Origin of the sequence: Bifidobacterium sp. ESL0728 (assembly GCF_029392015.1) — a bacterium.
Taxonomy (GTDB): domain Bacteria; phylum Actinomycetota; class Actinomycetes; order Actinomycetales; family Bifidobacteriaceae; genus Bifidobacterium.
This window is the reverse complement of record NZ_CP113925.1, coordinates 688272-710531: the sequence shown is the minus strand read 5'-3', so window position 1 is coordinate 710531 and position 22260 is coordinate 688272. Positions and strand designations below refer to the sequence as shown.

Sequence of the window (22260 nt, the reverse complement as noted above, 5' to 3'; positions counted from 1 at the left end):
TTTAGCGGGCTCCTTCCTTGCTGGCGACAACGACGGTGATGTGGCTGGTGCGCTTGTTGATGCGTCCGGCGCGGCCTTGTGCACGAGCACGGAAACGCTTGAGCGTCACGCCTTCGTCCACATAGGTCTCTTTCACATACAGGTCGTTCTCACGGAACGCCTCGCCGGCCTTGTCGGCCTTGACGCGTGCGTTCGCGGTGGCGCTCTGCAGAACCTTGAGCACTGGCTCAGAGGCGTCCTGCGGGGCGAATTTCAGGATGGTGACGGCTTCGCTCACTTTTTTGCCTCGGATGAGGTCGACCATGCGGCGAGCCTTGCGCGGCGTCACACGGACGTGACGTGCGATTGCTTTAGCTTCCATAATCTTTCTCTTCCTTTAGCGGCGAGCTTTTTTGTCGTCATGAACATGACCACGGAAGGTCTTGGTCGGTGCGAATTCACCGAGCTTGTGGCCGACCATGGCTTCGGTCACGAAGACCGGGACATGCTTGCGACCATCATGCACAGCGAAGGTGTGACCGATGAAGTCCGGGGTGATCATCGAACGGCGCGACCACGTCTTGATGACGTTCTTCGTGCCCTTCTCGTTCTGTTCGTCGACTTTCTTCTGTAAATGGGCGTCGACGAAGGGGCCCTTCTTGATGCTACGTGACATCTATTCGACGCTCCTTACTTACGGTTCTTGCCATTGGGACGACGACGAACAATCATCTTGTTCGAAGCCTTCTTCGGACGGCGAGTACGAACTTCGCCCTTGCCCCACGGCGACACTGGCGGCTTACCACCGCGAGTGGTACCACCATGCGGGTGGTCGACCGGGTTCATGGACTCACCACGGGTGATCGGGCGCTTGCCCATCCAGCGGGCGCGACCAGCCTTGCCGAGCTGCACGTTGGCGTGATCGGAGTTGCCGACCTCACCGACGGTTGCGCGGCAGCGTGCATCGACGTTGCGGATTTCTCCGGACGGCATACGCAGCTGGGCGTAAGCGCCGTCCTTGGCGACAAGCTGAACGCCTGCACCAGCGGAGCGCGCGATCTTGGCGCCGCCCAGAGGACGGAGCTCAATGGCGTGGACGATCGTACCGGTAGGGATATTGCGCAGCGGCAGATTGTTGCCAGGCTTGATATCGGCATTTTCGCCGGTCTCGATGACGTCACCCTGCTTGACGCCCTTCGGAGCTACGATGTAGCGCTTCTCGCCGTCTGCATAGTGCAGGAGGGCGATACGGGCGGAGCGGTTCGGATCATATTCGATCTCAGCAACCTTGGCAGACACGCCGTCCTTGTCCCAACGCTTGAAATCGATGAGACGGTACTGGCGCTTGTGGCCGCCGCCGCGATGGCGGGAGGTGACACGGCCGTAAGAGTTACGACCGCCGGTGCTGTTGAGTTTGCGTACCAGCGACTTTTCAGGCGTGGAGCGCGTGAGGTCGGAGAAATCCGACACAGACGCGTTGCGGCGGCCCGGAGTCGTCGGCTTATAAACGCGGATAGCCATAATTAGTTCTTCCTTTGACTTTTTCGGCTATTGCTTCAGTTGCCGAAGATGTCGATCGACTGGCCCTCGGCGACCGTGACGATCGCGCGCTTCTGATTGACGCGCTGACCGAATCCGGTGCGAGTGCGCTGGCGCTTGCCGGCGCGGTTGAGGGTGTTGACGTTCGTCACCTTGACATTGAAGATTTTTTCGACGGCCTGCTTGATCTGAACCTTGTTGGCATCAGGAGCGACCACGAAAGTGTACTGACCACGGTCACCTGCGGCATAGCTCTTTTCGGAGACTACCGGCTTGATGATGACATCGTGGGCGGGATTGTGAATAGCTACCATATCGTTCAGGCCTCCTTGGGCTCAGTCTTGGCGGCGACGAAGGCATCGAAGCCTTCCTTGCTGAAGACGACATACTGAGCGGTAACCACATCGTAGGTGTTGAGCTGATCTGCGAAGAGTACATGCACCGTCGGGATGTTGCGAACGGAAAGCCACTCGTTGACGTTGTCGCGCGAAAGCACAACAGTCGTGAACTCGTTCTGGCTTACCGGGGTGAGCGCTGCAACTGCGGCCTTGGTGGACGGAGTGTCCTTGATGCCAAAGTCGACGACAGCGACGCGACCGGCGTTCGCACGGTTAGAAAGCACATAGCGCAGAGCGCCGGCCTTCATCTTCTTGGGAGTGCGCTGGGAGTAATCGCGCGGCACCGGGCCGTGAGCGATACCACCATGAACCCACTGAGGAGCGCGGATCGAGCCCTGACGAGCGCGACCGGTGCCCTTCTGCTTCCACGGCTTCTTGCCGCCACCGGAAACAGCTCCACGGTTCTTGACCGCGTGCGTGCCCTGACGAGCAGCAGCGAGCTGAGCGGTGACAACCTGATGAATCAGCGGAACGTGAGCCTCGACCTCTTCATTGGAGATGCCGAAGATCTCGACCGGCGCCTCAACGGTGCCAGCAGACTTGCCCTTGGCGTCGGTGACATTGAGTGTTACTTTTGCCATGATTTATCAGGCTCCCTTCACAGCCGAACGAAGCAGAACGATGCCACCCTTGGGCCCTGGAAGAGCGCCCTTGATGGCGATGACGCCGTTCTCCTTATCGGAGGAAACGACCTGAAGGTTCTGCACGGTGGAAGTGACATGGCCCATACGACCGGCCATACGCTTGCCCTTCAAGATACGGCTCGGCGTAGCGCATGCACCGACAGAGCCGGGGCGACGCTCGTTCTTGTGAGAGCCGTGAGTACGACGATAGGACTTGAAGCCCCAACGCTTGATGGTTCCGGCGAAGCCCTTGCCCTTGGTCGTACCGGTGACATCCACTTCCGAACCATCGGCGAACAAGTCGGCGGTCAGTTCCTGACCGGGCTTGAACTCGTCGACGTTGTCCGTACGGACCTCGACCAGGTGACGACGCGGGGTAACGCCCGCCTTCGCGAAATGACCAGCCATGGGCTTAGTCACCTTAGTGGGATCAATCTGACCGTAGCCGAGCTGAACGGCCTTGTAGCCGTCGCTCTCTTCGGTCTTGACGCAAGTGACCACATTGGTGGACACATCTACGAGCGTCACGGGAACGAAGAAACCTTGTTCGTCCCAAACCTGCGACATACCGAGCTTGCGGCCCAGCAGTGCAGAACGATTTGCTTTCTGCAACGACATGCTTCTCCCCTCCTTTACAGCTTGATCTCGATATTGACATCCGCAGGCAAATCGATATGCATCAGTGAATCCACGGCCTTGGGGGTCGGGTCCACGATGTCGATGAGGCGCTTATGAGTGCGCATCTCGAATTGCTCGCGAGAATCCTTGTATTTATGAGGAGAACGAATTACCACAAAGACGTTCTTCTCAGTAGGCAGAGGAACCGGGCCCACCACAGTGGCACCCGCGTTCGTGACCGTCTCGACGATTTTCTTCGCCGATTGGTCGATGACCTCATGGTCATAGGACTTAAGCCTGATGCGGATTTTCTGTCCCGCCATTGCCGTCCGCCCTTTCTAGCGATTGTTGACATTACCAACCCATTTAAGGACACCGGCGCGTAAGACCCCCGGGAAAATCCCGTGGTCTTGACCACATCAGTGTGCAGCACTACAGCGCCTTCGAGAGGACGGCACCGGACTGCACTCGCTCTTTTTCTTACAATTTGCGAGCCCAAAACAGGCAACTGTTCTATTAAAGCATTCGGGGGCTACTAGAAAAATTCGGGCGTGTCGTTGCCATTGCTTACTTTTCGGCTACTTTGCATATTACTTTCGTGTAGTTTTCATTTTATCGGAGCAATTCAGATTTTTTGAAAATAAACGATTAAAAATAGCAAAGACAGGAACAAGAAACTATACAAATATCGCTTTATATACGAATTATGCCCACCATCAAGAAACGGCAGGCATAATCATAATTACCTTTTAAGCTGTTAGCTTTTAATTGCTGTTACTCAGGATCGGCAATCGCGGCCTCGTGCTCCTGGCGACGGGCGTGGCCCTCGGCCTGGGAGACGCCGTAGTAGGCGGCGATGGCGATGTCCTTCATATCCTCGATCTGCGGGATACGGGGGTTCGCGGGAGTGCACTGGTCCTCATAGGCGCGCATGCCAATCTGGTCGAGGATGCTCCAGAAATACTCCTCGCCCACACCGCACTGCTGGAAGCTGGAATCCATGCCGAGCTTGTTGTCGCGGTAATCCTCCACCGCGAGCGCAAGGTTCTCCACGCCTTCCTCGGGGGTTTTGCCCGGGTCGACGCCGAGTACGCGGGCGAATTCCTGATAACGTTCCGGTGCAACGTACTTATCGTACTTCGGCCAGCTCGTCGGTTCCTGCGGAATCGAGCCGTTGTAACGGATGACGTAAGGCAGGAGGATCGCGTTGGTATGGCCATGGGCCACATCGCACAGGGCACCGATGGTGTGGGCCATGCCGTGGCACATCCCAAGGAACGCGGAACCGAACGCCATACCGGCCATCGTACCGGCGTTGTGCATCTTCTCCTGGGCTTCTTTCTTCGCCTCGCCCGACTCGGCACACACCGAGATCTCGAGGTTATCCCAGATGAGCTTGGCCGCGTGCAGGGCCATGCCATCGGTGAAATCGTTGGCGTAGACGGAGACGTAGGATTCCATGCAGTGCGTCAGTGCGTCGAAACCGGTGTTGCTGGCCAGCGTCTTCGGCTGGGTGCGGGCGAGCACCGGGTCGACGATGGCGACGGACGGGGTCAGCGCATAATCGGTGATCGGGTACTTGTAGCCGGTCTTGTGGTCAGTGATCACGGCGAAAGGCGTGACCTCGGAACCGGTGCCGGAAGACGTCGGGATACAAACCAGCTTGGCCTTGCTTCCCAGCGGCGGGATGCGGAAGGCGCGCTTGCGGATATCGAAGAACTTCTCGCGCACGTCGTCGAAGGAGATTTCCGGGTGCTCGTACAAGAGCCACATGATCTTGGCCGCGTCCATCGGCGAGCCACCGCCCACCGCGATGATGGTGTCGGGGCGGAATTCGTCGCGCATCATGGCCGCGCCCCGCTCGACGGTCTCGACGGACGGTTCCGGTTCGATGTAATCGATGGTACGGAACGTAACGGGCTCAGGCCGGCTGCGCAGCTGGTCGATGACCTTGTCGACCACGCCGAGCTGCTCCATGACCTTGTCACAGACGATGACCACGCGGCGGATATGGTACATATCACGCAGATAACGAATGGCGTTCGGCTCGAAATAGGTCTTCGGCGGGACTTTGAACCATTGCATGTTATTGTTCCTTCGAGCGATGCGCTTGATGTTCAAGAGATTGACGGCCTGGACGTTGCCGGAGACGGAATTGCCGCCGTAGGAGCCGCAGCCGAGCGTCAGGGACGGGGCGACGGCGTTGTAGATGTCGCCGATGCCGCCGAGTGCGGAAGGCTGGTTCCAGATGATGCGGCAGGCATGCATGCGCAAACCGTAACGACGAACGAGGTCATGGTCGTTGGAATGAATGACGGCGGTGTGGCCGGCGCCGAATTTGAGCATGCCTTCGCACATCTCAAGGCCCTGTTCTTCCGTCTCGAAACGCAGCATGGCGTGGACCGGGCAAAGCTTTTCGAGCGTCAGCGGATCCCGCTCCCCCACTTCCTTGCATTCAGCCACGAGAATGGTGGCATCGTCGGGGACGGTGAAACCGGCCTCTCGCGCGATATACTGCGGGGATTTGCCGGGTACGACGGAATTGAGCTTCGGTTTGCCACCCGAATATGCGGTGCAGCCGAACATGTACTGCTCAAGCTTGGCCTTCTCATCGGCATTGACGAAATATGCCTTACGGCGTTTCAGTTCGCCGGCAAGCTGGTCGTAGACGTCGGTATGGGCGATGATGCCCTGCTCGGTGGCGCAGATCATGCCATAATCGAAGTGCTTGGAAAGTACCAAATCGTTGGCTACACGCTTGACATCGACGTTCGCGTCAACGTATGCGGGAGCATTGCCGGCACCCACACCGAGGGCTGGCTTACCGGAGGAATAGGCGGCCTTGACCATGCCGGGGCCGCCGGTGGCAAGGATCGTGGCGATATCCGGGTGGGTCATCAACGCGCCCGTGGCTTGCGTGGAAGGATGCTCGATCCACTGGATGCAGTCTTTCGGGGCCCCGGCGACCACTGCGGCATCGCGGACAATACGTGCGGCCTCGGCCGAGCATTTCTGGGCGAACGGGTGGAAGCCGAAGATAATCGGGCAACGGGTCTTGAGCGCTATCAGCGACTTGAAAATCGTAGTGGACGTCGGGTTGGTGACCGGGGTGACGCCGGCGACCACGCCGACCGGCTCCGCCACCTCGTCTATGCCCATCACATCGTCCTCGCGGATAATGCCGACCGTCTTCTGCCCGGCCAGGTAATGGGTGACGTGCTCGCAGGCGAAGATGTTCTTGGTGGCTTTGTCTTCCACCAGGCCGCGGCCGGTCTCACGCACGGCCATATCGGCCAGCACCAAGTGCTTGTTGAGCGCGGCGACCGACGCCTTCGCGACGATGCGGTCGACCTGCTCCTGATTGAGTTTTTCGAATTGGTTCAGCGCCTCGACGCCGCGGGCGACCAGCTGATCCACCTCGCGCTTGACGTCCGGCTTTTCGGCTGTTGCTGTTTTCGTTGAAGTTTTGGTAGCGGGCGAAGTCCCGGCGTTCTTAGATTGTTGAGTCATGACTCCCCTTTCTATTTGCAGTCATGTTCGCGTCACACATCGCCTCTGCAATGTGATTCAAGTCACAATATAACGGGACAACGCTACGTTTTCTGTTATGTTTTAGCTTGAGGCTTTAGAGCGCATATTATGTTTGCTTTGCCTGCTATAAACGCACAAATCTGCTTGCTTTTTGTGCGTAAAACCGCTCTGTTCTGTTCACCCGCACAAAAGCGAACATCGCATACGTAACAGACAAGATTTTCGTTAACGCTAACGGTTGTATGGAAAACACGTTGCGATAATCCAAAATGGGCTCCGCCGGTGCCCACTTTTGTCAATTTCATTGTCAAATGTAAAATAAACACGAGGAGGCGGCCATGCCTAAGGCAACCACAGCGTCAATCAAAGCGCAGAATCTGCACGCGGTTACGGCGCATATCTATACCCACCACGGCGTGACCAAACAGGACCTGCAGCAAACGCTGGGGCTGAGCCTGCCCACCATCAGCCAGAATCTTCGCGCCCTTGAACAAAGCGGGCTGATCGCCAAAGGCCAGACCCTCGATTCGACGGGCGGGCGCAGAGCCCGCACCTACGTTTTTCAACCTCAGACACGTTGCGCCATCGGCGTGGGGACGGCGAGCAATCAGGTGACGCTTTGCGCGGTGGATCTCAAAGGCAACGTCATCGCCGAAGAACACCATGACATTACCTTTTCCGCCAATCCGAAATCCATTGCAAACATCGGCCAAAAAATCTCACGGTTCGCCGCAAGCCTCGAAGGCAAAGGATCGCACGTCCTGGGCGCGGCATTCGCCATCAAAGGCCTTATCTCCGAAGACGGCAGTGAAGTCATTTACGGCAACATCATGAACGACACCGGCCTTGAGCTCACGGCGCTTGAGAAAGCAACAGGACTCAAATGTGCACTGATCCACGATTCCATGGCATCGGCGTCGGCCGAGTTGTGGTTCGACAAGAGCATTCACGACGCGATATGCCTTTATCTGGGGCGACGCCCCGGCGGCGCCATCATCGTCGACGGCTCGATCAGCCTCGGACCCAACCGGCGCAACGGCACCATCGAACATATGACGCTCGTGCCCGGCGGACTGCCCTGCTACTGCGGCAACAAGGGCTGCATGGACCCTTACTGCTCCACCGAATTCCTGACAGGTGACGACAAAGACACCGGCAAACAAAGTCTAGATACGTTCTTCGCCAGCGTACGCGCGGGAGACGAAAAAACCGGTGCACGTTTCGATTCATGGCTCGGCTATCTGGCGCAGACCATCAACAATGTGCGCAACGTTCTCGCCTGCGACATCATTATCGGCGGCGCGGTGACGCAATATCTCACCGCGGAGGATTTCGCCAGGCTCAAGACCAAGTGCGATAGCCTCAATACCTTCCAATCCGATACATACCAGATCCGCAAAAGCATCTGCGGGCAGGAACAGGAGATCGTGGGTGCGGCGCTGCACTATATCGATCCGTACGTCAGCAGTATTTGCGAATAGACGACTGCGAATCTGCTCGTAACGATTCCTGCCAAACGAGCTATCTGCCTATTGCATTACTCGAGAATCCGCGTTCAGAGTTTATTTTCGTGATCAACTCCGCAACTTGCGTACAATGCAGAGTTAATCACGATTTCAAGCCGATTTCGGTAATTAACCCCGCACCCAACCACATTCACAGAGATAATCACACTTCCTGAGCTTTCCCGTGATTAACTCTGCAACATAAAACGAGGATGCAAGAAAACCAGCGTTTACAGTAATCCCACTGATTTTCTCGTATCCTCGTCCGTCAGTAGTCAAATAATCTCAGATGAACTCAGACGATCTGGCAGAACTCGATGGTCTCGCGGTTCGGACCGTAGATGTTGAAGTAACGGATGCCGTTCTTCCAGAAAGTAGGGATGGACTGGATCTCCTTGTCTTTCAGCTCAAGTCCGAGCGCCTTGGCATTCTCGAACGCGGCCTCGATATCCGGGGTATCCAGCGCCCAGTGGTTGATGGCGCCGTCCTTCATCGCCACCGGATCACCTTCCCAGGTTTCGATGGTCAGATGTCCGTAACGCAGGAACGCGCAACGGTTCTTGCCGTTCGGGAAGAGGCCGGCGAGCTCGAAACCGAGCTTCTTGGTGTAGAACTCGATGGTCTCGTCCAGATCCTTGGCGGGCATGCCGGAATGCTGGAAATCCGTTGTGAAATCAGACATTGGCTTCATATTGAAACTCCTTTGTAGTTTGTTGGCAGCAAGCTTACCAAACCCTGCGTTCGCTGAACTATCGGTTCGACAGGTCGCAAGCGAATCGGATGATGAGTTTGCCAATCAATCTGCCAAGCGTTGTTATGGCGAAATCTACTTGCCAACCTTGACTACGGCCTTCGAGACGCCCTCGATCTTGCCGTCGAGGAAGTCCTGCACATCCTCAAGCTCAAACTCATGGCTGATCAGCGGTTCGACGTCGACCTTGCCGCTTTCCAGCAGGCTGATAGCGCTCTTGAAAGTCAGCGGGTTGATGAAAGAACCTTGAATCCGCAGCTGCTTCTTGTAGATGTCATACGTATTCATCTCGAAGCTCGCTTCCTGCGGGCCGACGCCGAACATCAGGACCTGAGCACCCTTCTTGGTGGCCAGAACCGAGCTATGCTGCGTCTGAGGAAGACCGACGGCCTCGACGACAATGTCGTATTCGTTCTCCGGAATCGCGACATTGTTGGTGTTGTAGATGTTCTTGACATTGAACAGCCGCTGGTTGAGCTCGAGCTTTTCGTCGAAGAGCCCCGCCAGATCGACCTGGTGGACGCCGTAAGCCTGCAGTATCTGCACGAAGAGCTGGCCCATGAATCCGTCGCCGATCACCAGCGCCTTCTGATAGGGATGAATATCGAGCAGATCGACTCCGTGCACCGCGCAGGAAATCGGCTCGATGGTCGCGGCATCCTTGAGGCTGACATTGTCCGGAAGTTTGTAAGTAACGGTTGCCGGAGCGGTAAATTGCTCTTCCAAACCACCGTCACGGGTAACGCCGACAGCGCTCAGGGTATCGCAAAGCTCAGGACGCTGGGTCAGGCAATATTCGCACTGGCCGCAGTAGATGTTAGGGTCGACGGCCACGCGGTCGCCCGTTTTGACGTTGGTGACGCCCTCACCGATGGCCTCGACCACGCCGGAATTCTCGTGCCCCAGCACAATTGGCGGCACGGCTGGAGCCGAACCCGGACGGCCGGCGTAGAGATCGTGGTCGGTGCCGCATACGCCCGCATACGCGGTATTGATCAGGACTTCGCCTGCTTTGAGCGCTGGCGTAGGCCGATCCTCAATCTCGAATTGCTTCACACCGGTTAATACAAGAGCCTTCATCGCTGTTCCTTTCCAAGCTTTATTGCTGGTTTTGCGACCGACCGCCACTGAGTTCTGCGCTGATTCTCAACGAAAAGTCGACATCGGCTTAGGGCCGCAACAAGGTCACTATATCTCGTATAAACAACTTATGCAAATCGACTTTCTAAAAGTTTTCGGTTTGTTGTCCGTCTTCTTATCCCGCTTGAATACTGGCCGATCCGCCAAATCTGCGAGCAACATCACGCAAGAACCATCATGCGTGATTAACCCTGCACATCCGAAAAACCTACAGAGGAAATCACGAAAACCAACCTCAAAACGTGATTAATTCCGCACATACGTACAATCTGCAGAGAAAATCACAAGAAACTGACCGAAAACGTGATTAACTTTGTAAACCGGAAAACCTACAGAGAAAATCACAAAACTGCCTGAAAACGTGATTAACCCTGCGACTTAGACGGAAACGACGCTTACGACTCGGCCAAATACAAAAATCCCTCCGCAACCGAACGGCTGGGAGGGATTTGAAACAGTTTTGAAAGCGAAAATCAACGCTTCGAGAACTGAGGCGCACGACGTGCCTTGTGCAGACCTGCCTTCTTGCGCTCCACGACGCGGGCGTCGCGGGTGAGGAAGCCGGCCTTCTTCAACGTAGCGCGGTTGGCGTCGCGGTCGATGGCGTTCAGAGCGCGGGCCACGCCGAGGCGGATGGCGCCGGCCTGACCGGTGGTGCCGCCGCCCTCAACGAGGACGATGACATCGAACTTGTTCTCAAGCTTCAGCAGAACGATCGGGGAGTTGACCTCACGCTGCTGCAGACGGGAGGGGAAGAACTCCTCCAAGGTGCGGCCGTTGATGGTCCACTTGCCGGAGCCCGGAACCAGACGCACGCGGGCGATGGCTTCCTTGCGGCGGCCCGTGCCGTAGCCCGGGGCGATGGTGGAAGCACCGGTGCCAGCACCAGCGTTGGTTTCAGTTGTGAATGAAGTAAGTTCCTCTTCGGTCTCTTGAACCGCGGAGTTATTGGTATTTTCAGCCATGATTCGTTATCTCCTCTCGGTTCACTTGGCCTGCTGCGAAACCGCAGCGATCTCAACCGGCTGGGGCTTCTGCGGGGTGTGCGGGTGATCGGGACCAGCGAAGACGTGGAGACGATCGAGTTCAACTTTGGACAAACGGTTCTTCGGCATCATGCCCTTGACCGCCTCGCGGACGATCCGCTCAGGATTGCGCTTGAGCAAATCGGCGTAGCTGTCGGCGCGAAGGCCGCCGGGACGACCGGAGTGCGCATAGAGCACCTTGTCCATCTTCTTGCCAGTCAACGCAATCTTTTCGGCGTTGATGATGATCACGTGATCGCCCAAATCGGCGTTCGGAGCAAAGGTCGGCTTGTTCTTGCCGCGCAGCAAAAGCGCTGCCCTGGTTGCAAGCTTGCCCAGCACCACGTCGGTGGCGTCAATGATGTACCAGTCGTGAGTCAGATCAGCTGGCTTCGGTGTGAAAGTTTTCACGAGTGTACCTTTTCTTTATATTGTGTTCCCGGCCAAATCGGCAAAACCTTACGATGATGCCTTTCCGACCGCTTTATCCGTGGGCTCCCTGAAAGTCCTAGTGCGAGTGGGAAAGCGCTTTGAAGGACCCCTCTAGGGAAACACAACAACTCACCATTGTACCTAAGCCCCTGACTAATCGCAACGCGGCGAAATCGCCGGTAGTCGTATGGCAATGCATGCTACGAAGCGGAGACTCATGTGGACTCTCCCGCCTCGGATTATGCGAGCAACAAGACAATCCTGCTAGAAAACGTACACTTTATCGCCTCAAAACGTACGAAAACTAACAGGATTGTCTTGTTGCTGGCACAAGTCCCTCAGCCCATCCGGCTTGCGGCGGCGTGCTGGACGTCGGTCGAAGCGTCTTCGGCGAGTCTGGCCAGAGTGGCCTGCGAACAGTTCGGGTTGAGCGCCACAGCGCGACGAACCATTGCCGAAAGAATCGTGGGGGCGTCCGGCTCGGATTCAACCCCTAGTTTGCTCAGGAAATCGAGCGTATCGGCAGTGGTTTCGGGGTTCTGTGCACCCTCAAGACGCATCTTCCATGAGGTCTGCGGGTTACGCAGCGCGGCTTCGCGCACCTTGCCCACCTTGTCTTTGGTGAGCCTGCCGACCAGCCAGTTCTTGTCAGCGGTATTGGCTGCGACGGCCTTGCGGACGTCATCGTTGCCGTCCTCGGAAAGCTTGACCAGAATGTTCGGGAACGGCATGGTCTCGGCCAGGAAAATGCGATCTTCGAGCGGAGTATGCTGGTTGCCAGCCACTGCCTCAAGCAGTGCCGTGGCACGGGAGAAGGCAGCCTGGTTGGCTTTGGGAGGCAACGGCTTGCGCGCGGCGGCGCTCAGTTCGGCGGAATCCTCCGTATGCCGGAGTTCCTCGTAAGTGTCGGTCAGCGGCTCGAAATTACCGTCACCAGTGTCATCGTCGCCGCCGGAATCGGCGGAATCATCAGAATCGTTGGAATTCAGACTCTCACCAGAACTGTAATCATCCGAATCCGATGAACCGTCATCATCATCGTTGGCATCATCGAAATCATCCGAGGCATCGTCAAAATCGTCGTCTCGCTCGTCGGAGAATTGCTGTTCTTCGTCGCCGCCGGCCATATCTGACTGTTCCGAAGGCTCTGCCCCACCAAGAGAAGCCTCGTCAACCGGCGGTTCGCCCATCCCTTGACTCATATCGTCCTGATCCATTTCGCTCATGGTTCCAGCTTAACGCGAGCCTGAGAATCACGATTGAGACAAAATGCGTCTACAAGATTGAACGTGACAATCGGAATGCTCACACATCAATACCATAAAGCGCAGCAGAAAAGGCCAAAAACCGAAATCAAAGTCTTCCCTGCCGCCCCAGTAAAAGTCGACATTCTTAAATCCCCGAAATTACGACATTCCTGATATTCAATATCAAGCAACCGCAAAAGACAACAATAAAAATGCATTGAATTCGCTTCGCTGCTACTGCAACCCAACGTCAGAGACGCAACAACCTTGCCTGAGCGTTGAACGCCTCGCGGACACGTGACTCGAAATCGTCGGCGTTTACCGAAGGAAGAGTAAAACTCATGGCAACGCGGTCGGTGAAATCCTTGGTCTCTTCCTTGCCGCCGGCCTGTGCAAGCAACTGCTCGAAACGGCCCAGCCACGGGTATTCCAGCACGACGCGGTAATGCTGCATCGGCACGATCCGCTTAATATCCGCCGCCTTCACCGCCATCGACGCAGCTGTGGAATAAGCGCGGATCAAACCGCCTGAGCCAAGCAGAATACCGCCGAAATAACGGGTGACGGTGATGACGCAATCGGTGAGTTTGCCCATGCGGATGACGTCGAGAATAGGCTTGCCCGCTGTACCGCTTGGTTCCCCGTCGTCGCTCATCCGTTCCCTGGCCGAGCCTTCAGCCGCACCGAGAATGGCCGCAAAGGCGACGTGGCGGGCTTTCGGATGCTTCTCTCGCACGGATTGCACAAACGCGAGTGCCTCGTCCAAGGTCTCGATATGGCAGGCGTCGCCGATGAATTCGGACTTCTTCTCGATGAACGAATCCTCTGCGGGCGCGCTGGCGGAGTTGGCAATCGTGGAAAACCCGTCAATGATGTCGTTGCGTTCGCTGCCCACCGATGCCCCTCCGGTTCCTCGAAATGAAAATGTACCAATAATTCCACTGTACTTTTAGGCTCGGGCACAATGTCAAAATTTCTTGGTTGCCTGACTACGAGCCACTACTGGTTTCCGAAACCGCAGATTTCCGCCGTTTATGCCGTTAAATGCATATCCGATTCCGATAATTCAAATGTGAAAGTTTCTAATCCAAAATATCAAACCATGGATTTTGAACCGCTTCGGGCAAAACGTCTGCTAGACTGGCCGACTAAGGAGCAGAGGACAAGGGTGTACCTCAGCTCCCCATACAACCCGAGGCACCAGCGGAATCTTTCAATTCCCATGAAACCTGCCAGCGAAACCTTCCAGCGCTTTTCAATGCCACGCTTCCCCCTCCCCAACTTCCGCGACCGCCCACGGCGGCTTACGTGACTACCGCTTCGCCGCTTCGCCACTTTACCGCTTAAAATGAAACGCTTCCAAGGCCGGCGACATCCCGGCCATTCCAACCGTCGCATTTGCCGCTTACATCGCATATTCCCAAAGCAAGCGACATCCCGGCCATTCCAACCTCGCGCTTGCCGTTTACAATAATGCTATGCAAATCACCACCGAACGACTCGTTCTGAGACCTTGGAAACACGGCGACCGGCACGAGGCCGAATCCCTTTTCCGTTACGCTTGTGACCCCGAAATCGGGATTCGCTGCGGGTGGATGCCGCATCGCAACGTCGAGGAAAGCATGAACACCCTTGATAACGTCTTCACGGGCGATGAGAACTATGCCATTACGCGGCGTGGCGGCGACGACGAGCCAATCGGGGCCATCGAGCTTAAGAAAGCCGAGCCGGGCGACCATGCCGGCGAATTCGTACAAGAGGCCATTGACGCTCATAGTTTGTTCGAAGGCGTCGACGAAGCCGCGATGGAACGGGCACTCGCCCACTATGACGGCGACCGGGTGCTCGGCTACTGGATCGGCCGGCCGTTCTGGGGGCAGGGCCTGATGACCGAGGCGCTGCAGGCGATGATCCGGCACGCGTTCGTAGACCTCGGCTGCAATGCCGTGTGGGGCGGGCACTACGTCGAAAACCCCGCTTCCGGCAAGGTGATGGAGCACTGCGGCATGCAAGCGGTGTGCCGCAAGGACAGCGACTACTTCCCGCTTATTGACCGCAGCTATGACGCCATTTTGCGGGTAATCACGAGGGAGGAGTGGGAACGACGGGAGGAAGAAGCCGGCAAGCAAGACCCATCTCGCTGAAAGCGCAATAGGGTTTGCTGCGGCTGCCGCAACCCTATTCAGTGGGGCTGTAGCCAACGCGGTTCAGACGAAATTAAGAGCAACAACACGCCAACGTGCATCCATACACGAGTTATGAATACAGCCTGTCCAGCAACTGGGCGGTATCCACCCGCGGAACAGAGGAACGAGCAAAGGCGGCGACATCGCGGCTCACGATATAGTCAGCGTGCCAACGTTCGGCACAAGCACGAATGATGCCATCCTCGAAGTCCGGTTCATCCGAGCGTTCAGCCCCATCGCAAATCAGACTGTCAAGCCCTTCCACTTCGAACATGGCCATCAGCCAGCGAATCCAACGCCTTCTCGCCGCATCGTCACCGATGCCGTGACGCGAGACATAGTAGAAATCCTTCAGGCTACCCGCACATATGGCGGCTTCAATCGAACCCGAGGCAACGGCATTGCAAAGTTCCACCGCCGCTTCATGCATAGGCCTGTCGGGCACTGCGATATCCAGCAGGATATTGGTGTCGAGAAATGCCTTACATTTCACGGTTCTCGTAGTCCCTTCGGACGTCCTCGTCGCTCATCGACGCCAATTCCGTACCCAACGGTACTTGGCTGAGCATGTCACGGTATTCGCTCATCAGCGCGTCGGATTTGGCCGTAACACTTGTCTGCCGGGATTCACGTTCAGTCCTTTTCGCATAATCCGCGACAAGCTGCTTGATAAGTTCCTGAATCGTCGCCCCTTGACGGCGCGCCTCAGTGTCGGCCTTACGGAATTGCGCTGAATCGAAAACCATCGTCGTCATCGACCGCCACCTTTCTTTATGTATCCCCACTGTAGCAAATGCTAACCGACTTCGCCGATCTCGCTCTGTAGCTTTGCCAACAGCATGAGCATTGCCGGGATTCTGCACTGATCCTTCCGGCCAGACGCGTACCCTAAAACGTAGCCTAACTATGAGTATTCCTAGCCATTTATGGGTTATACTGACAACAACGCCGTATTTCACGGAAAGCCGGAAACCCTTGCAATTGCAGGGGAACCGCATGGAAAAGGCTTCCAAGGAAAACCCCGGAAGCCCTATTCGCGGAGCCGGAGAGATTCGAACTCTCGAACCGCTTGCGCAGTTAACACCTTAGCAGGGTGCCCCTATCGGCCACTCAGGCACAGCTCCGAGCTGCGAACGCATACGCGAGCGCAACATTTGAATACTATAACAGTATCCGACGACGCACGCCACTCCGAATCTCGCTCGTGTCCCAATCGCTTCAACACCCATTCCGAATCTGACAAGGGCAAAGGCCTAGCCTACGACGCATAGGGCTTCCTAGCATTTTGCATCGTTTCCAGACCCGGCTACGACGAGTGGGACGATTAGAACGACATACAGTATTCAACTTTTCCATCGTTTTCGAAGCTGACAACGACAATAGGAAAAATCAGAAGGATATATGACATCCCGGCTTTACATCGTTTCCGGATCAGGCTGACGATGACCGGAGAACGTAACCACCACAGCGATGATGACCAGTGCGACGCCGGCCAAATCGCCAGCGGTCGGAATCTCACCGATAATCAAGCCAACCAGCAGGGCCATCACCGGGTTGATCGCCTGGATGACCGAATAACGCGCGGAAGAGATGCGGCGCATAATAACCTGGTCAATGATATAAGGAACGAATGAGGCGAAAACCGAAACGAAGAACATCACGCCTAGCAGCTTCAACGAACCGAATTCGCTGCGCGCCCACGTCGCGCCCGGCTTGGGGCTGATAACCCCTTTAACCGCCGGAACAGCGAGGAAAACGGACTGAATCAGCCAGCCGATGAACATACTCAACGCCAGCGAATCGAGTGGATTCGAGCGCTGGGCGACCATGCGACCGAAGACGATATAGCAGCCCCACATCACGCCGTCGATGAGGATGGCGATAAGGCCGATCATGAAATGCGGGTATTTGGCAGGGTTTGCGAACGACACGCCGGCCAAAAGCACCACGCCGCCTGCCGCGAGAATGATGCCAAGGCGTTCGCGCCAGCTGTGGCCGGTCAAAACGGCGACACCGAGTGGGCCGATGAATTCTATCGAAACCGCGATGCCGATGTCCATGTTGCTCATGCCCAAGTAAAACAGCGTGTTCATAAGCATCACGGAAATACCCGCGAGCGCGACAATCCACCAATCACGCGAAGTATGGGGCAGGCCGGCACGTTTCACCTTCGAAAATGGTCGACGCCAAATCATCATGAGAACAGCCCCGAAACCGATGCGGTACCATGCCGCAAGCAACGGGTCGAGCTGGGTAAATGCAAGCTTGGCGACAGAAGTGGCCAAGTAAATCATCAAACCTTCGCCCATGATGATAAGGACTACCGGAACCCGATTGAATATGGCATCCAAACGTGAACCTCGTGGCTCGATACGTGCGGAACGCGGCTTTTCAGGCGCGCTTTGAGGCGAAGGAGAAGATGATGAAGAAGACGACGGCATAATCATCTAAATTACACCACAATGACCAGTAATCGAAGTGCTTTTTTGCAACGTGACATAATAAACAACGACAACCGTAAGAGAAAACGGTAAGAGGATAAATAATAACGAAACAACTTGATCTGAAATTGATATTTCGAACATATCGGAGAATTTCCACGCAGTTTATATGTTCCCAACGTATGCCAAACTCCAATGGAATTTGTTGAAGGAACAGTCCTGACTTAGCTGATAATTGGACATTTGTCGATAATCTATAAAACGGCCTCGGTCTGGACTCTCCTGCCATTCATACGGGCTGGAATTACGGATTGCCGTTATCTAGTGTTTTAACGAATTTCAGTTTTCACAATCGGCAAGAACGATGCAAGCCGGCAATTAGAATGGGGGCATGAGCACAGCACCAAGGAACGCCGCCGCTAAACGCGACTGGGGTCACGACGAGACCGGTTGCACAGTGCTGCATATCGACATGGACGCCTTCTACGCCTCGCTGGAAATCGCACGGAAGCCACAGCTGCGCGGCCATCCTGTCATTATCGGCTGGGAGGGGCCTCGCAGCGTGGTGTCGGCGGCCAATTACGAGGCGCGCAGATACGGGGTCAACTCGGCGATGCCGATGGCTCGGGCGAAGCAGCTTTGTCCGGGCGGCGCGTATGTCAATGTCGACATGCCGTATTACCGAGAAATGTCGAAGAAGATTTTCGACAACGTGTTCCGGCAGGTCACCGACCAGATCGAGCAGGTCTCGGTCGACGAAGGCTATATGGACGTTTCGAGCGCGCTGTTGCGCTGGAAGTCACCGAGCACCATCGGTGCGTGGATTCGAGCGCAGGTGACGACGCAATTCGGCATCACCTGCTCGGTGGGCATCGCGGCGAACAAACTCGTGGCGAAGATGGCTTCCACCAACGCCAAACCGGACGGGATGCTGCTGATTCCGAAGGCACGGCACGCCGAGTTCGTGCAGATGATGCCGTTGCGCGGAATCCCCGGCATCGGGCCGTCGCTGGAAAAGCGGCTTAACGAATGGGGCGTCAAAACCGTGGCCGACCTCGCCAAGATGGACGAACCGGCGCTGCTGCTGGCGACACATTCGAAAATCACCGCGCACAATCTGTTCCTTGCGGCCCGCGGACAGGACGAACGGCCCATCGTCACGCACGCGCCGGAAAAGTCCATCGGCGCGGAAATCACCTTTGAGCAGGACACGCGCAATTTTGAAGAGGTGCGCGAACTGCTGCACCATTGCAGCAACGAAGTGACGCACGCCTTGCGGCAGAAGCGTTTGGTGGCGCGGACGGTGACGGTAAAGCTGCGGTTTGCCGACCTGAGCTATTCCACCAAATCGCACACGCTCGAACGGCCTATCGACACCGCTGCGACGATGTACCCCGAATCCGTCGCACTGCTGAAAGCCATGCTCAAAATGCCGGCCGACGCGGGCGACGACACTCCCCTGCCGCGTGAGATTCGGCTTACCGGTGTCAGCGCAAGCTCGCTGAGTGCCAAAGGCTCCACCCCCGTGCAGCTGACGATTGACGATTTGCTGGACGGCGATTCCGGGGCTGGCAATAGGAGCGGGCAAAGCAACAGCGGCAACGGCCCCGCTGCAGGTGACGGCACCATTACAAACGACGGTCCTGCTGCAAACGACAGTCCCGCTGCAGGCAGCGGCCCTGTTGCGAACAACGGCCACGCTTTAGTCAACAACCCCACTGCAGTCAACAGCAGCGTTGCAGGCGACGGCCCCATTACCAACAACGGTCCTGCTGCAAACGACAGTCCCGCTGCAGGCGACGGCCCTGTTGCAGTCAACAGTCCCGCTGCAAACCACAGCAGCGATAGCGACAACGTCAATGCCGATGGCAGCAATCAGAGCGATGGAGGCGGCAAGCGCAACAACGCCGGCAACATTGCCAACGCACGCAATACTCATAACGCCGGCAATACCGGCAACGCACGCAATACGCATAACGTTTGCAATACCGGCAACGCTGAGCACAACAATCATAACGAAGCCAACGAGTCACTGAAGAAGATTCACGACACAAGTGCGCACACAACCATCGGTCGACAGGATGGGAATCCTCAACCAACAGGGAACGCGCAGACGCACAGCGATGTCGAACCTTCCGAAAACCGGAAAGAGCGCGCAGAACGCATCCGCACCGCCGAAACCGTGCTGGACGCCGTCCGCGAGCGCTACGGAACGGGCGCCGCCACCCTCGGTCTGGATCACACCGACTGGAAGGCCAAGCAAATCGCCAACAACAGCAAGCCTGAGTCCTAAGCGAAAGATTTCCGGCTACAGAGCCCAGCCCAACTGCATACGGTCATGTTCAATCGAACATGCGAGGAAAATCAGCGAATTAAGCCCGCAATCGTGAGTATGCTCGCATGTTCAATTGAACATGCGATGGAAATCAGGATTTCACAGGCAAAACACTGATTTTCATCGCATCTTCAACGATTCTCCATGCGTCTACGCACCCACACCGGTTGAACCAACATACCCTTACGATGAGCATAGACCATCAGCGCAATGCCGGCAGCACCCATCAGAATCACCGGGACGATACTGGCTTCGAGGCCGAAACTGCCACCGGTGAGGATGTCGGGCCCAGACCATTGAGCCACAAGCCACGAATCCTGCTTGCCGTTGCCGGAAACGATGGATCCGAAAATAGGACCCTCGGCGACGTTCCACATCGCATGCTCACCGATGCACACCCACAACGAACGAGTGACAAAATACAGTGCCGCAGCAAGAATCCCGTCTTCGATGGCGATGGCCAGCCCGCCCCACAGCGAGCCGTCCTGATTGGTCAGGTGTATCAACCCGAATACCAGCGCCGAAACCGCGAGCGCGCCCCAAGAGCCAAGCCACTCCTCGACCAGACGAAGCAGCATGCCACGCATCATGATCTCCTCGGCCACGCCGGCACAGATGCCCATGGAGATGATATCAATCCATGGATTGTAATGGGTGTTGAGCCCGACGATCCTGTAGTTGCCGGTAATCGCAAGAACGCCTACGCAAAGACCAATCGCCACAAAGCCTATGACGATGCCAACCATCAGCCCTTTCCACCTGCCAAGCCGAAACTCAAACGGATGGGAACGGTACTCCATGCCGTAAACGACGACCAGATAGCCGATAATCGCGGACACGACTTCAGCCAGCATATCAAAAAGCGTTACAAGAGAATGAATGTCATCAGTCTCGAAGATTTTCAAATTGCCGGTCGCCACAACGCGCCCCACGGCAATGATCATGGAAGCAACGATCTCCAACAGGACAAACACACCCAAAAAAGCGAGCCCACGCAGCAGCGGATTCAGCCCTCGAGGTTCGGCCGTTCCCGTCTTCTCGTTTTGTAAGCGCTCAGGATGATCTTCCGTGAGCAAATCACTGGTTCGTATTCGCTGACTGATGTGCATGGTTTACAAGGATAACTCGGCGAACTCACCGGTGCCACTAAACCCCATACGCAAGGCATCATGATTTGCATCCGTCACCATCACGTCGTCCATCGACACGATTGAACTCGCGAGGAAAATCAAGATTTCCTGAGCATTTTCATGATTTCTATCGCATGTTCAATCGAACATGCGTGCAAAATCAGGATTCCGGGCGCAAAACCCTGATTTTCATCGCAGGTTCATGACATGAACTATCCGGCAGAATGCCACGACAAGCACCCGTCAGATGATTATCCACAATGTTGGGCACATTGGGTGGCGCTTCAATGTGACTTATCCACAAAACGCCCGGACAAGCGTGAAAGGGGGTATCATTCGACCACATAACCCCGATTGAGTTGACATCGCCCCCATAGTGCACCGTAACGTAGGATTATGAAAATCAATCCACGCATACTGGCACGGCTGACCGAAGCGGAAGCACGACATTGCTGCTTGCACACGAGTAAGCATAACGAGCAACAAACACTCAGCATGCTTGTCAAATCCGGTGAAGTCACGCGAGCACGACAAGGACTTTATGCACGGACGGCGATTTGGGAAAGCCTTGATGCCAACGAACAATATCTGTGGACGCTTAGAGGCTTGCATGAATGGCACCCGGATTGGGTCTTCGCCGCCATCAGTGTCATCAGCGCATACAGGGTGGAACATCCATACTGGTTGCACAACGACGCAAAGGTGTTTCTTGCCACTGACAAACTTTCCGGCGCGTTTTCGCCAAAAGGCGTTCAATACGTACATACGGAGAATTTCTCAAAGTACCGGCAGACCAATATTTCCATGACATCTGTGCCACAGGCGCTTTGCGATTGCGCCATGCGATACAAATTTCACGAGGTGCTGCCGATGTTCGATTCAGCGTTGAGAAAGCAACTGACCTGTGAACAAGATATCCGAGCCATAAGCGAGAAATCACATCGTTTTGACAGGAAAGTCGCACATTTGCTCAACTATACGGATCCGAAAAGTGAAAACGGCGGAGAATCAATATGCCGGGCCATCATGATTGAAGAGGGATTCGGCAAGCCCGAATTACAACGCGAGTTTCGGATTCCCGTTTCAGACGGCACAGTTCGGATTTACCGAGTAGACATGCTTTACAACTTGACCGGAAAAGAGCTGATAGCGGTTGAATTCGATGGGATGGACAAGTACGTAAACCCTATGATGACAAATCAACGCAGCATCCGTGAAGTCGTGCATGAAGAAAAGGAACGGGAAAACCTTTTACTCACCAAAACACCAATCAGGAAAATTGTCAGAATCGATTTCAACGAGGCGATGCAACGCGTGCCGTTGGTGGAAAAACTGAGCGCAGCAGGGTTACCACGCGCGAGACCACTTGCTCACCAGTAA

Annotated in this window: 21 protein-coding genes, 1 tRNA gene and 1 pseudogene; 4 read left to right on the top strand and 19 right to left on the bottom strand. The window is 55.9% G+C overall.

The window, feature by feature from the left end; translation table 11 throughout:
- Position 1: 1 nt before the first annotated feature.
- From rplV to adhE, 8 genes are all read right to left on the bottom strand, one after another.
- Positions 2-361 (bottom strand): 50S ribosomal protein L22, encoded by a 360-nt coding sequence (gene rplV / locus OZX67_RS02430; RefSeq protein WP_277143833.1) that lies wholly within the window; start codon positions 359-361, stop codon positions 2-4.
- A gap of 15 nt (positions 362-376) precedes the next feature.
- A complete protein-coding gene (gene rpsS / locus OZX67_RS02425) occupies positions 377-655 on the bottom strand; it encodes a 30S ribosomal protein S19 (RefSeq protein ID WP_277143831.1) in 279 nt (92 codons plus the stop codon).
- Positions 656-669: 14 nt separating this feature from the next.
- On the bottom strand, positions 670-1500 hold the full coding sequence (gene rplB, locus OZX67_RS02420) for a 50S ribosomal protein L2 (protein ID WP_277143829.1): 831 nt from the start codon (positions 1498-1500) through the stop codon (positions 670-672).
- A gap of 35 nt (positions 1501-1535) precedes the next feature.
- A complete protein-coding gene (rplW, locus tag OZX67_RS02415) occupies positions 1536-1832 on the bottom strand; it encodes a 50S ribosomal protein L23 (RefSeq protein WP_277143827.1) in 297 nt (98 codons plus the stop codon).
- A 5-nt stretch (positions 1833-1837) separates the two neighbouring features.
- A complete protein-coding gene (rplD, locus tag OZX67_RS02410; RefSeq protein ID WP_277143825.1) occupies positions 1838-2497 on the bottom strand; it encodes a 50S ribosomal protein L4 in 660 nt (219 codons plus the stop codon).
- Positions 2498-2503: 6 nt separating this feature from the next.
- Entirely contained in the window at positions 2504-3157 is a 654-nt protein-coding gene (gene rplC / locus OZX67_RS02405) for a 50S ribosomal protein L3 (protein WP_277143823.1), read from the bottom strand.
- Between the two features lie 14 nt (positions 3158-3171).
- On the bottom strand, positions 3172-3480 hold the full coding sequence (gene rpsJ, locus OZX67_RS02400; RefSeq protein ID WP_277143821.1) for a 30S ribosomal protein S10: 309 nt from the start codon (positions 3478-3480) through the stop codon (positions 3172-3174).
- Positions 3481-3931: 451 nt separating this feature from the next.
- Entirely contained in the window at positions 3932-6667 is a 2736-nt protein-coding gene (adhE, locus tag OZX67_RS02395) for a bifunctional acetaldehyde-CoA/alcohol dehydrogenase (protein ID WP_277143819.1), read from the bottom strand.
- Between the two features lie 359 nt (positions 6668-7026).
- Here adhE and OZX67_RS02390 point away from each other — a divergent pair, with 359 nt between their 5' ends.
- Positions 7027-8169, top strand: a complete 1143-nt coding sequence (locus OZX67_RS02390) for an ROK family transcriptional regulator (RefSeq protein WP_277143816.1) — start codon at positions 7027-7029, stop codon at positions 8167-8169.
- 319 nt (positions 8170-8488) lie between these two features.
- Here OZX67_RS02390 and OZX67_RS02385 read toward each other — a convergent pair whose 3' ends face one another.
- From OZX67_RS02385 to OZX67_RS02360, 6 genes are all read right to left on the bottom strand, one after another.
- Complete coding sequence (locus tag OZX67_RS02385) at positions 8489-8884, bottom strand: VOC family protein (RefSeq protein ID WP_277143814.1); 396 nt, start codon at positions 8882-8884, stop codon at positions 8489-8491.
- Positions 8885-9019: 135 nt separating this feature from the next.
- Positions 9020-10024 (bottom strand): zinc-dependent alcohol dehydrogenase family protein, encoded by a 1005-nt coding sequence (locus tag OZX67_RS02380; RefSeq protein ID WP_277143812.1) that lies wholly within the window; start codon positions 10022-10024, stop codon positions 9020-9022.
- Between the two features lie 533 nt (positions 10025-10557).
- A complete protein-coding gene (gene rpsI, locus OZX67_RS02375) occupies positions 10558-11049 on the bottom strand; it encodes a 30S ribosomal protein S9 (RefSeq protein WP_277143810.1) in 492 nt (163 codons plus the stop codon).
- Between the two features lie 21 nt (positions 11050-11070).
- Entirely contained in the window at positions 11071-11520 is a 450-nt protein-coding gene (rplM, locus tag OZX67_RS02370; RefSeq protein WP_277143808.1) for a 50S ribosomal protein L13, read from the bottom strand.
- 359 nt (positions 11521-11879) lie between these two features.
- Positions 11880-12530 carry an AbrB family transcriptional regulator gene (locus tag OZX67_RS02365; protein WP_277144862.1) on the bottom strand — a complete coding sequence of 217 codons (651 nt, stop codon included), beginning with the start codon at positions 12528-12530 and terminating at the stop codon, positions 11880-11882.
- Positions 12531-13038: 508 nt separating this feature from the next.
- Entirely contained in the window at positions 13039-13641 is a 603-nt protein-coding gene (locus OZX67_RS02360) for a YigZ family protein (RefSeq protein WP_277144859.1), read from the bottom strand.
- Positions 13642-14266: 625 nt separating this feature from the next.
- Here OZX67_RS02360 and OZX67_RS02355 point away from each other — a divergent pair.
- The gene (locus OZX67_RS02355; protein WP_277143806.1) at positions 14267-14932 is read left to right on the top strand and encodes a GNAT family N-acetyltransferase; all 666 of its coding nucleotides are present in this window, start codon (positions 14267-14269) and stop codon (positions 14930-14932) included.
- A gap of 112 nt (positions 14933-15044) precedes the next feature.
- Here the strand turns inward: OZX67_RS02355 and OZX67_RS02350 are convergent, their stop codons facing one another.
- The 4 genes from OZX67_RS02350 to OZX67_RS02335 all read right to left on the bottom strand — a co-directional run bounded on the left by OZX67_RS02350 (position 15045) and on the right by OZX67_RS02335 (position 17283).
- Positions 15045-15467: a PIN domain-containing protein gene (locus tag OZX67_RS02350; protein WP_277143804.1), complete on the bottom strand. Its 423-nt coding sequence runs from the start codon at positions 15465-15467 to the stop codon at positions 15045-15047.
- Positions 15457-15729, bottom strand: coding sequence for a hypothetical protein (locus OZX67_RS02345; RefSeq protein ID WP_277143802.1), 273 nt, complete (start codon positions 15727-15729; stop codon positions 15457-15459). The genes OZX67_RS02350 and OZX67_RS02345 overlap by 11 nt, the downstream gene beginning before the upstream one ends.
- A gap of 282 nt (positions 15730-16011) precedes the next feature.
- Positions 16012-16098: transfer RNA gene (locus OZX67_RS02340), tRNA-Ser, on the bottom strand.
- Positions 16099-16389: 291 nt separating this feature from the next.
- On the bottom strand, positions 16390-17283 hold the full coding sequence (locus OZX67_RS02335; protein WP_348519618.1) for an EamA family transporter: 894 nt from the start codon (positions 17281-17283) through the stop codon (positions 16390-16392).
- Positions 17284-17806: 523 nt separating this feature from the next.
- Between OZX67_RS02335 and dinB the strand changes: the two are divergent.
- Positions 17807-18970, top strand: a pseudogene (gene dinB, locus OZX67_RS02330) (DNA polymerase IV); the annotation flags it as partial.
- A 911-nt stretch (positions 18971-19881) separates the two neighbouring features.
- On the opposite strand, the gene OZX67_RS02325 reads toward dinB, so the two are convergent.
- Positions 19882-20826 (bottom strand): CPBP family intramembrane glutamic endopeptidase, encoded by a 945-nt coding sequence (locus tag OZX67_RS02325; RefSeq protein WP_277143799.1) that lies wholly within the window; start codon positions 20824-20826, stop codon positions 19882-19884.
- A gap of 450 nt (positions 20827-21276) precedes the next feature.
- On the opposite strand from OZX67_RS02325, the gene OZX67_RS02320 reads away from it, so the two are divergent.
- Positions 21277-22260: a hypothetical protein gene (locus OZX67_RS02320; RefSeq protein ID WP_277143797.1), complete on the top strand. Its 984-nt coding sequence runs from the start codon at positions 21277-21279 to the stop codon at positions 22258-22260.

Bases quoted from the DNA above. Each gene is read 5' to 3' on its own strand.
- rplC (WP_277143823.1), bottom strand. From the start codon at position 3,157: ATGTCGTTGCAGAAAGCAAATCGTTCTGCACTGCTGGGCCGCAAGCTC.
- OZX67_RS02385 (WP_277143814.1), bottom strand. From the start codon at position 8,884: ATGAAGCCAATGTCTGATTTCACAACGGATTTCCAGCATTCCGGCATG.
- rpsJ (WP_277143821.1), bottom strand. From the start codon at position 3,480: ATGGCGGGACAGAAAATCCGCATCAGGCTTAAGTCCTATGACCATGAG.
- OZX67_RS02320 (WP_277143797.1), top strand. From the start codon at position 21,277: ATGAAAATCAATCCACGCATACTGGCACGGCTGACCGAAGCGGAAGCA.
- OZX67_RS02380 (WP_277143812.1), bottom strand. From the start codon at position 10,024: ATGAAGGCTCTTGTATTAACCGGTGTGAAGCAATTCGAGATTGAGGAT.
- OZX67_RS02345 (WP_277143802.1), bottom strand. From the start codon at position 15,729: ATGACGACGATGGTTTTCGATTCAGCGCAATTCCGTAAGGCCGACACT.
- rplW (WP_277143827.1), bottom strand. From the start codon at position 1,832: ATGGTAGCTATTCACAATCCCGCCCACGATGTCATCATCAAGCCGGTA.
- OZX67_RS02335 (WP_348519618.1), bottom strand. From the start codon at position 17,283: ATGGGCGAAGGTTTGATGATTTACTTGGCCACTTCTGTCGCCAAGCTT.
- OZX67_RS02390 (WP_277143816.1), top strand. From the start codon at position 7,027: ATGCCTAAGGCAACCACAGCGTCAATCAAAGCGCAGAATCTGCACGCG.
- rpsI (WP_277143810.1), bottom strand. From the start codon at position 11,049: ATGGCTGAAAATACCAATAACTCCGCGGTTCAAGAGACCGAAGAGGAA.
- rpsS (WP_277143831.1), bottom strand. From the start codon at position 655: ATGTCACGTAGCATCAAGAAGGGCCCCTTCGTCGACGCCCATTTACAG.
- rplD (WP_277143825.1), bottom strand. From the start codon at position 2,497: ATGGCAAAAGTAACACTCAATGTCACCGACGCCAAGGGCAAGTCTGCT.
- adhE (WP_277143819.1), bottom strand. From the start codon at position 6,667: ATGACTCAACAATCTAAGAACGCCGGGACTTCGCCCGCTACCAAAACT.
- rplV (WP_277143833.1), bottom strand. From the start codon at position 361: ATGGAAGCTAAAGCAATCGCACGTCACGTCCGTGTGACGCCGCGCAAG.
- OZX67_RS02355 (WP_277143806.1), top strand. From the start codon at position 14,267: ATGCAAATCACCACCGAACGACTCGTTCTGAGACCTTGGAAACACGGC.
- rplB (WP_277143829.1), bottom strand. From the start codon at position 1,500: ATGGCTATCCGCGTTTATAAGCCGACGACTCCGGGCCGCCGCAACGCG.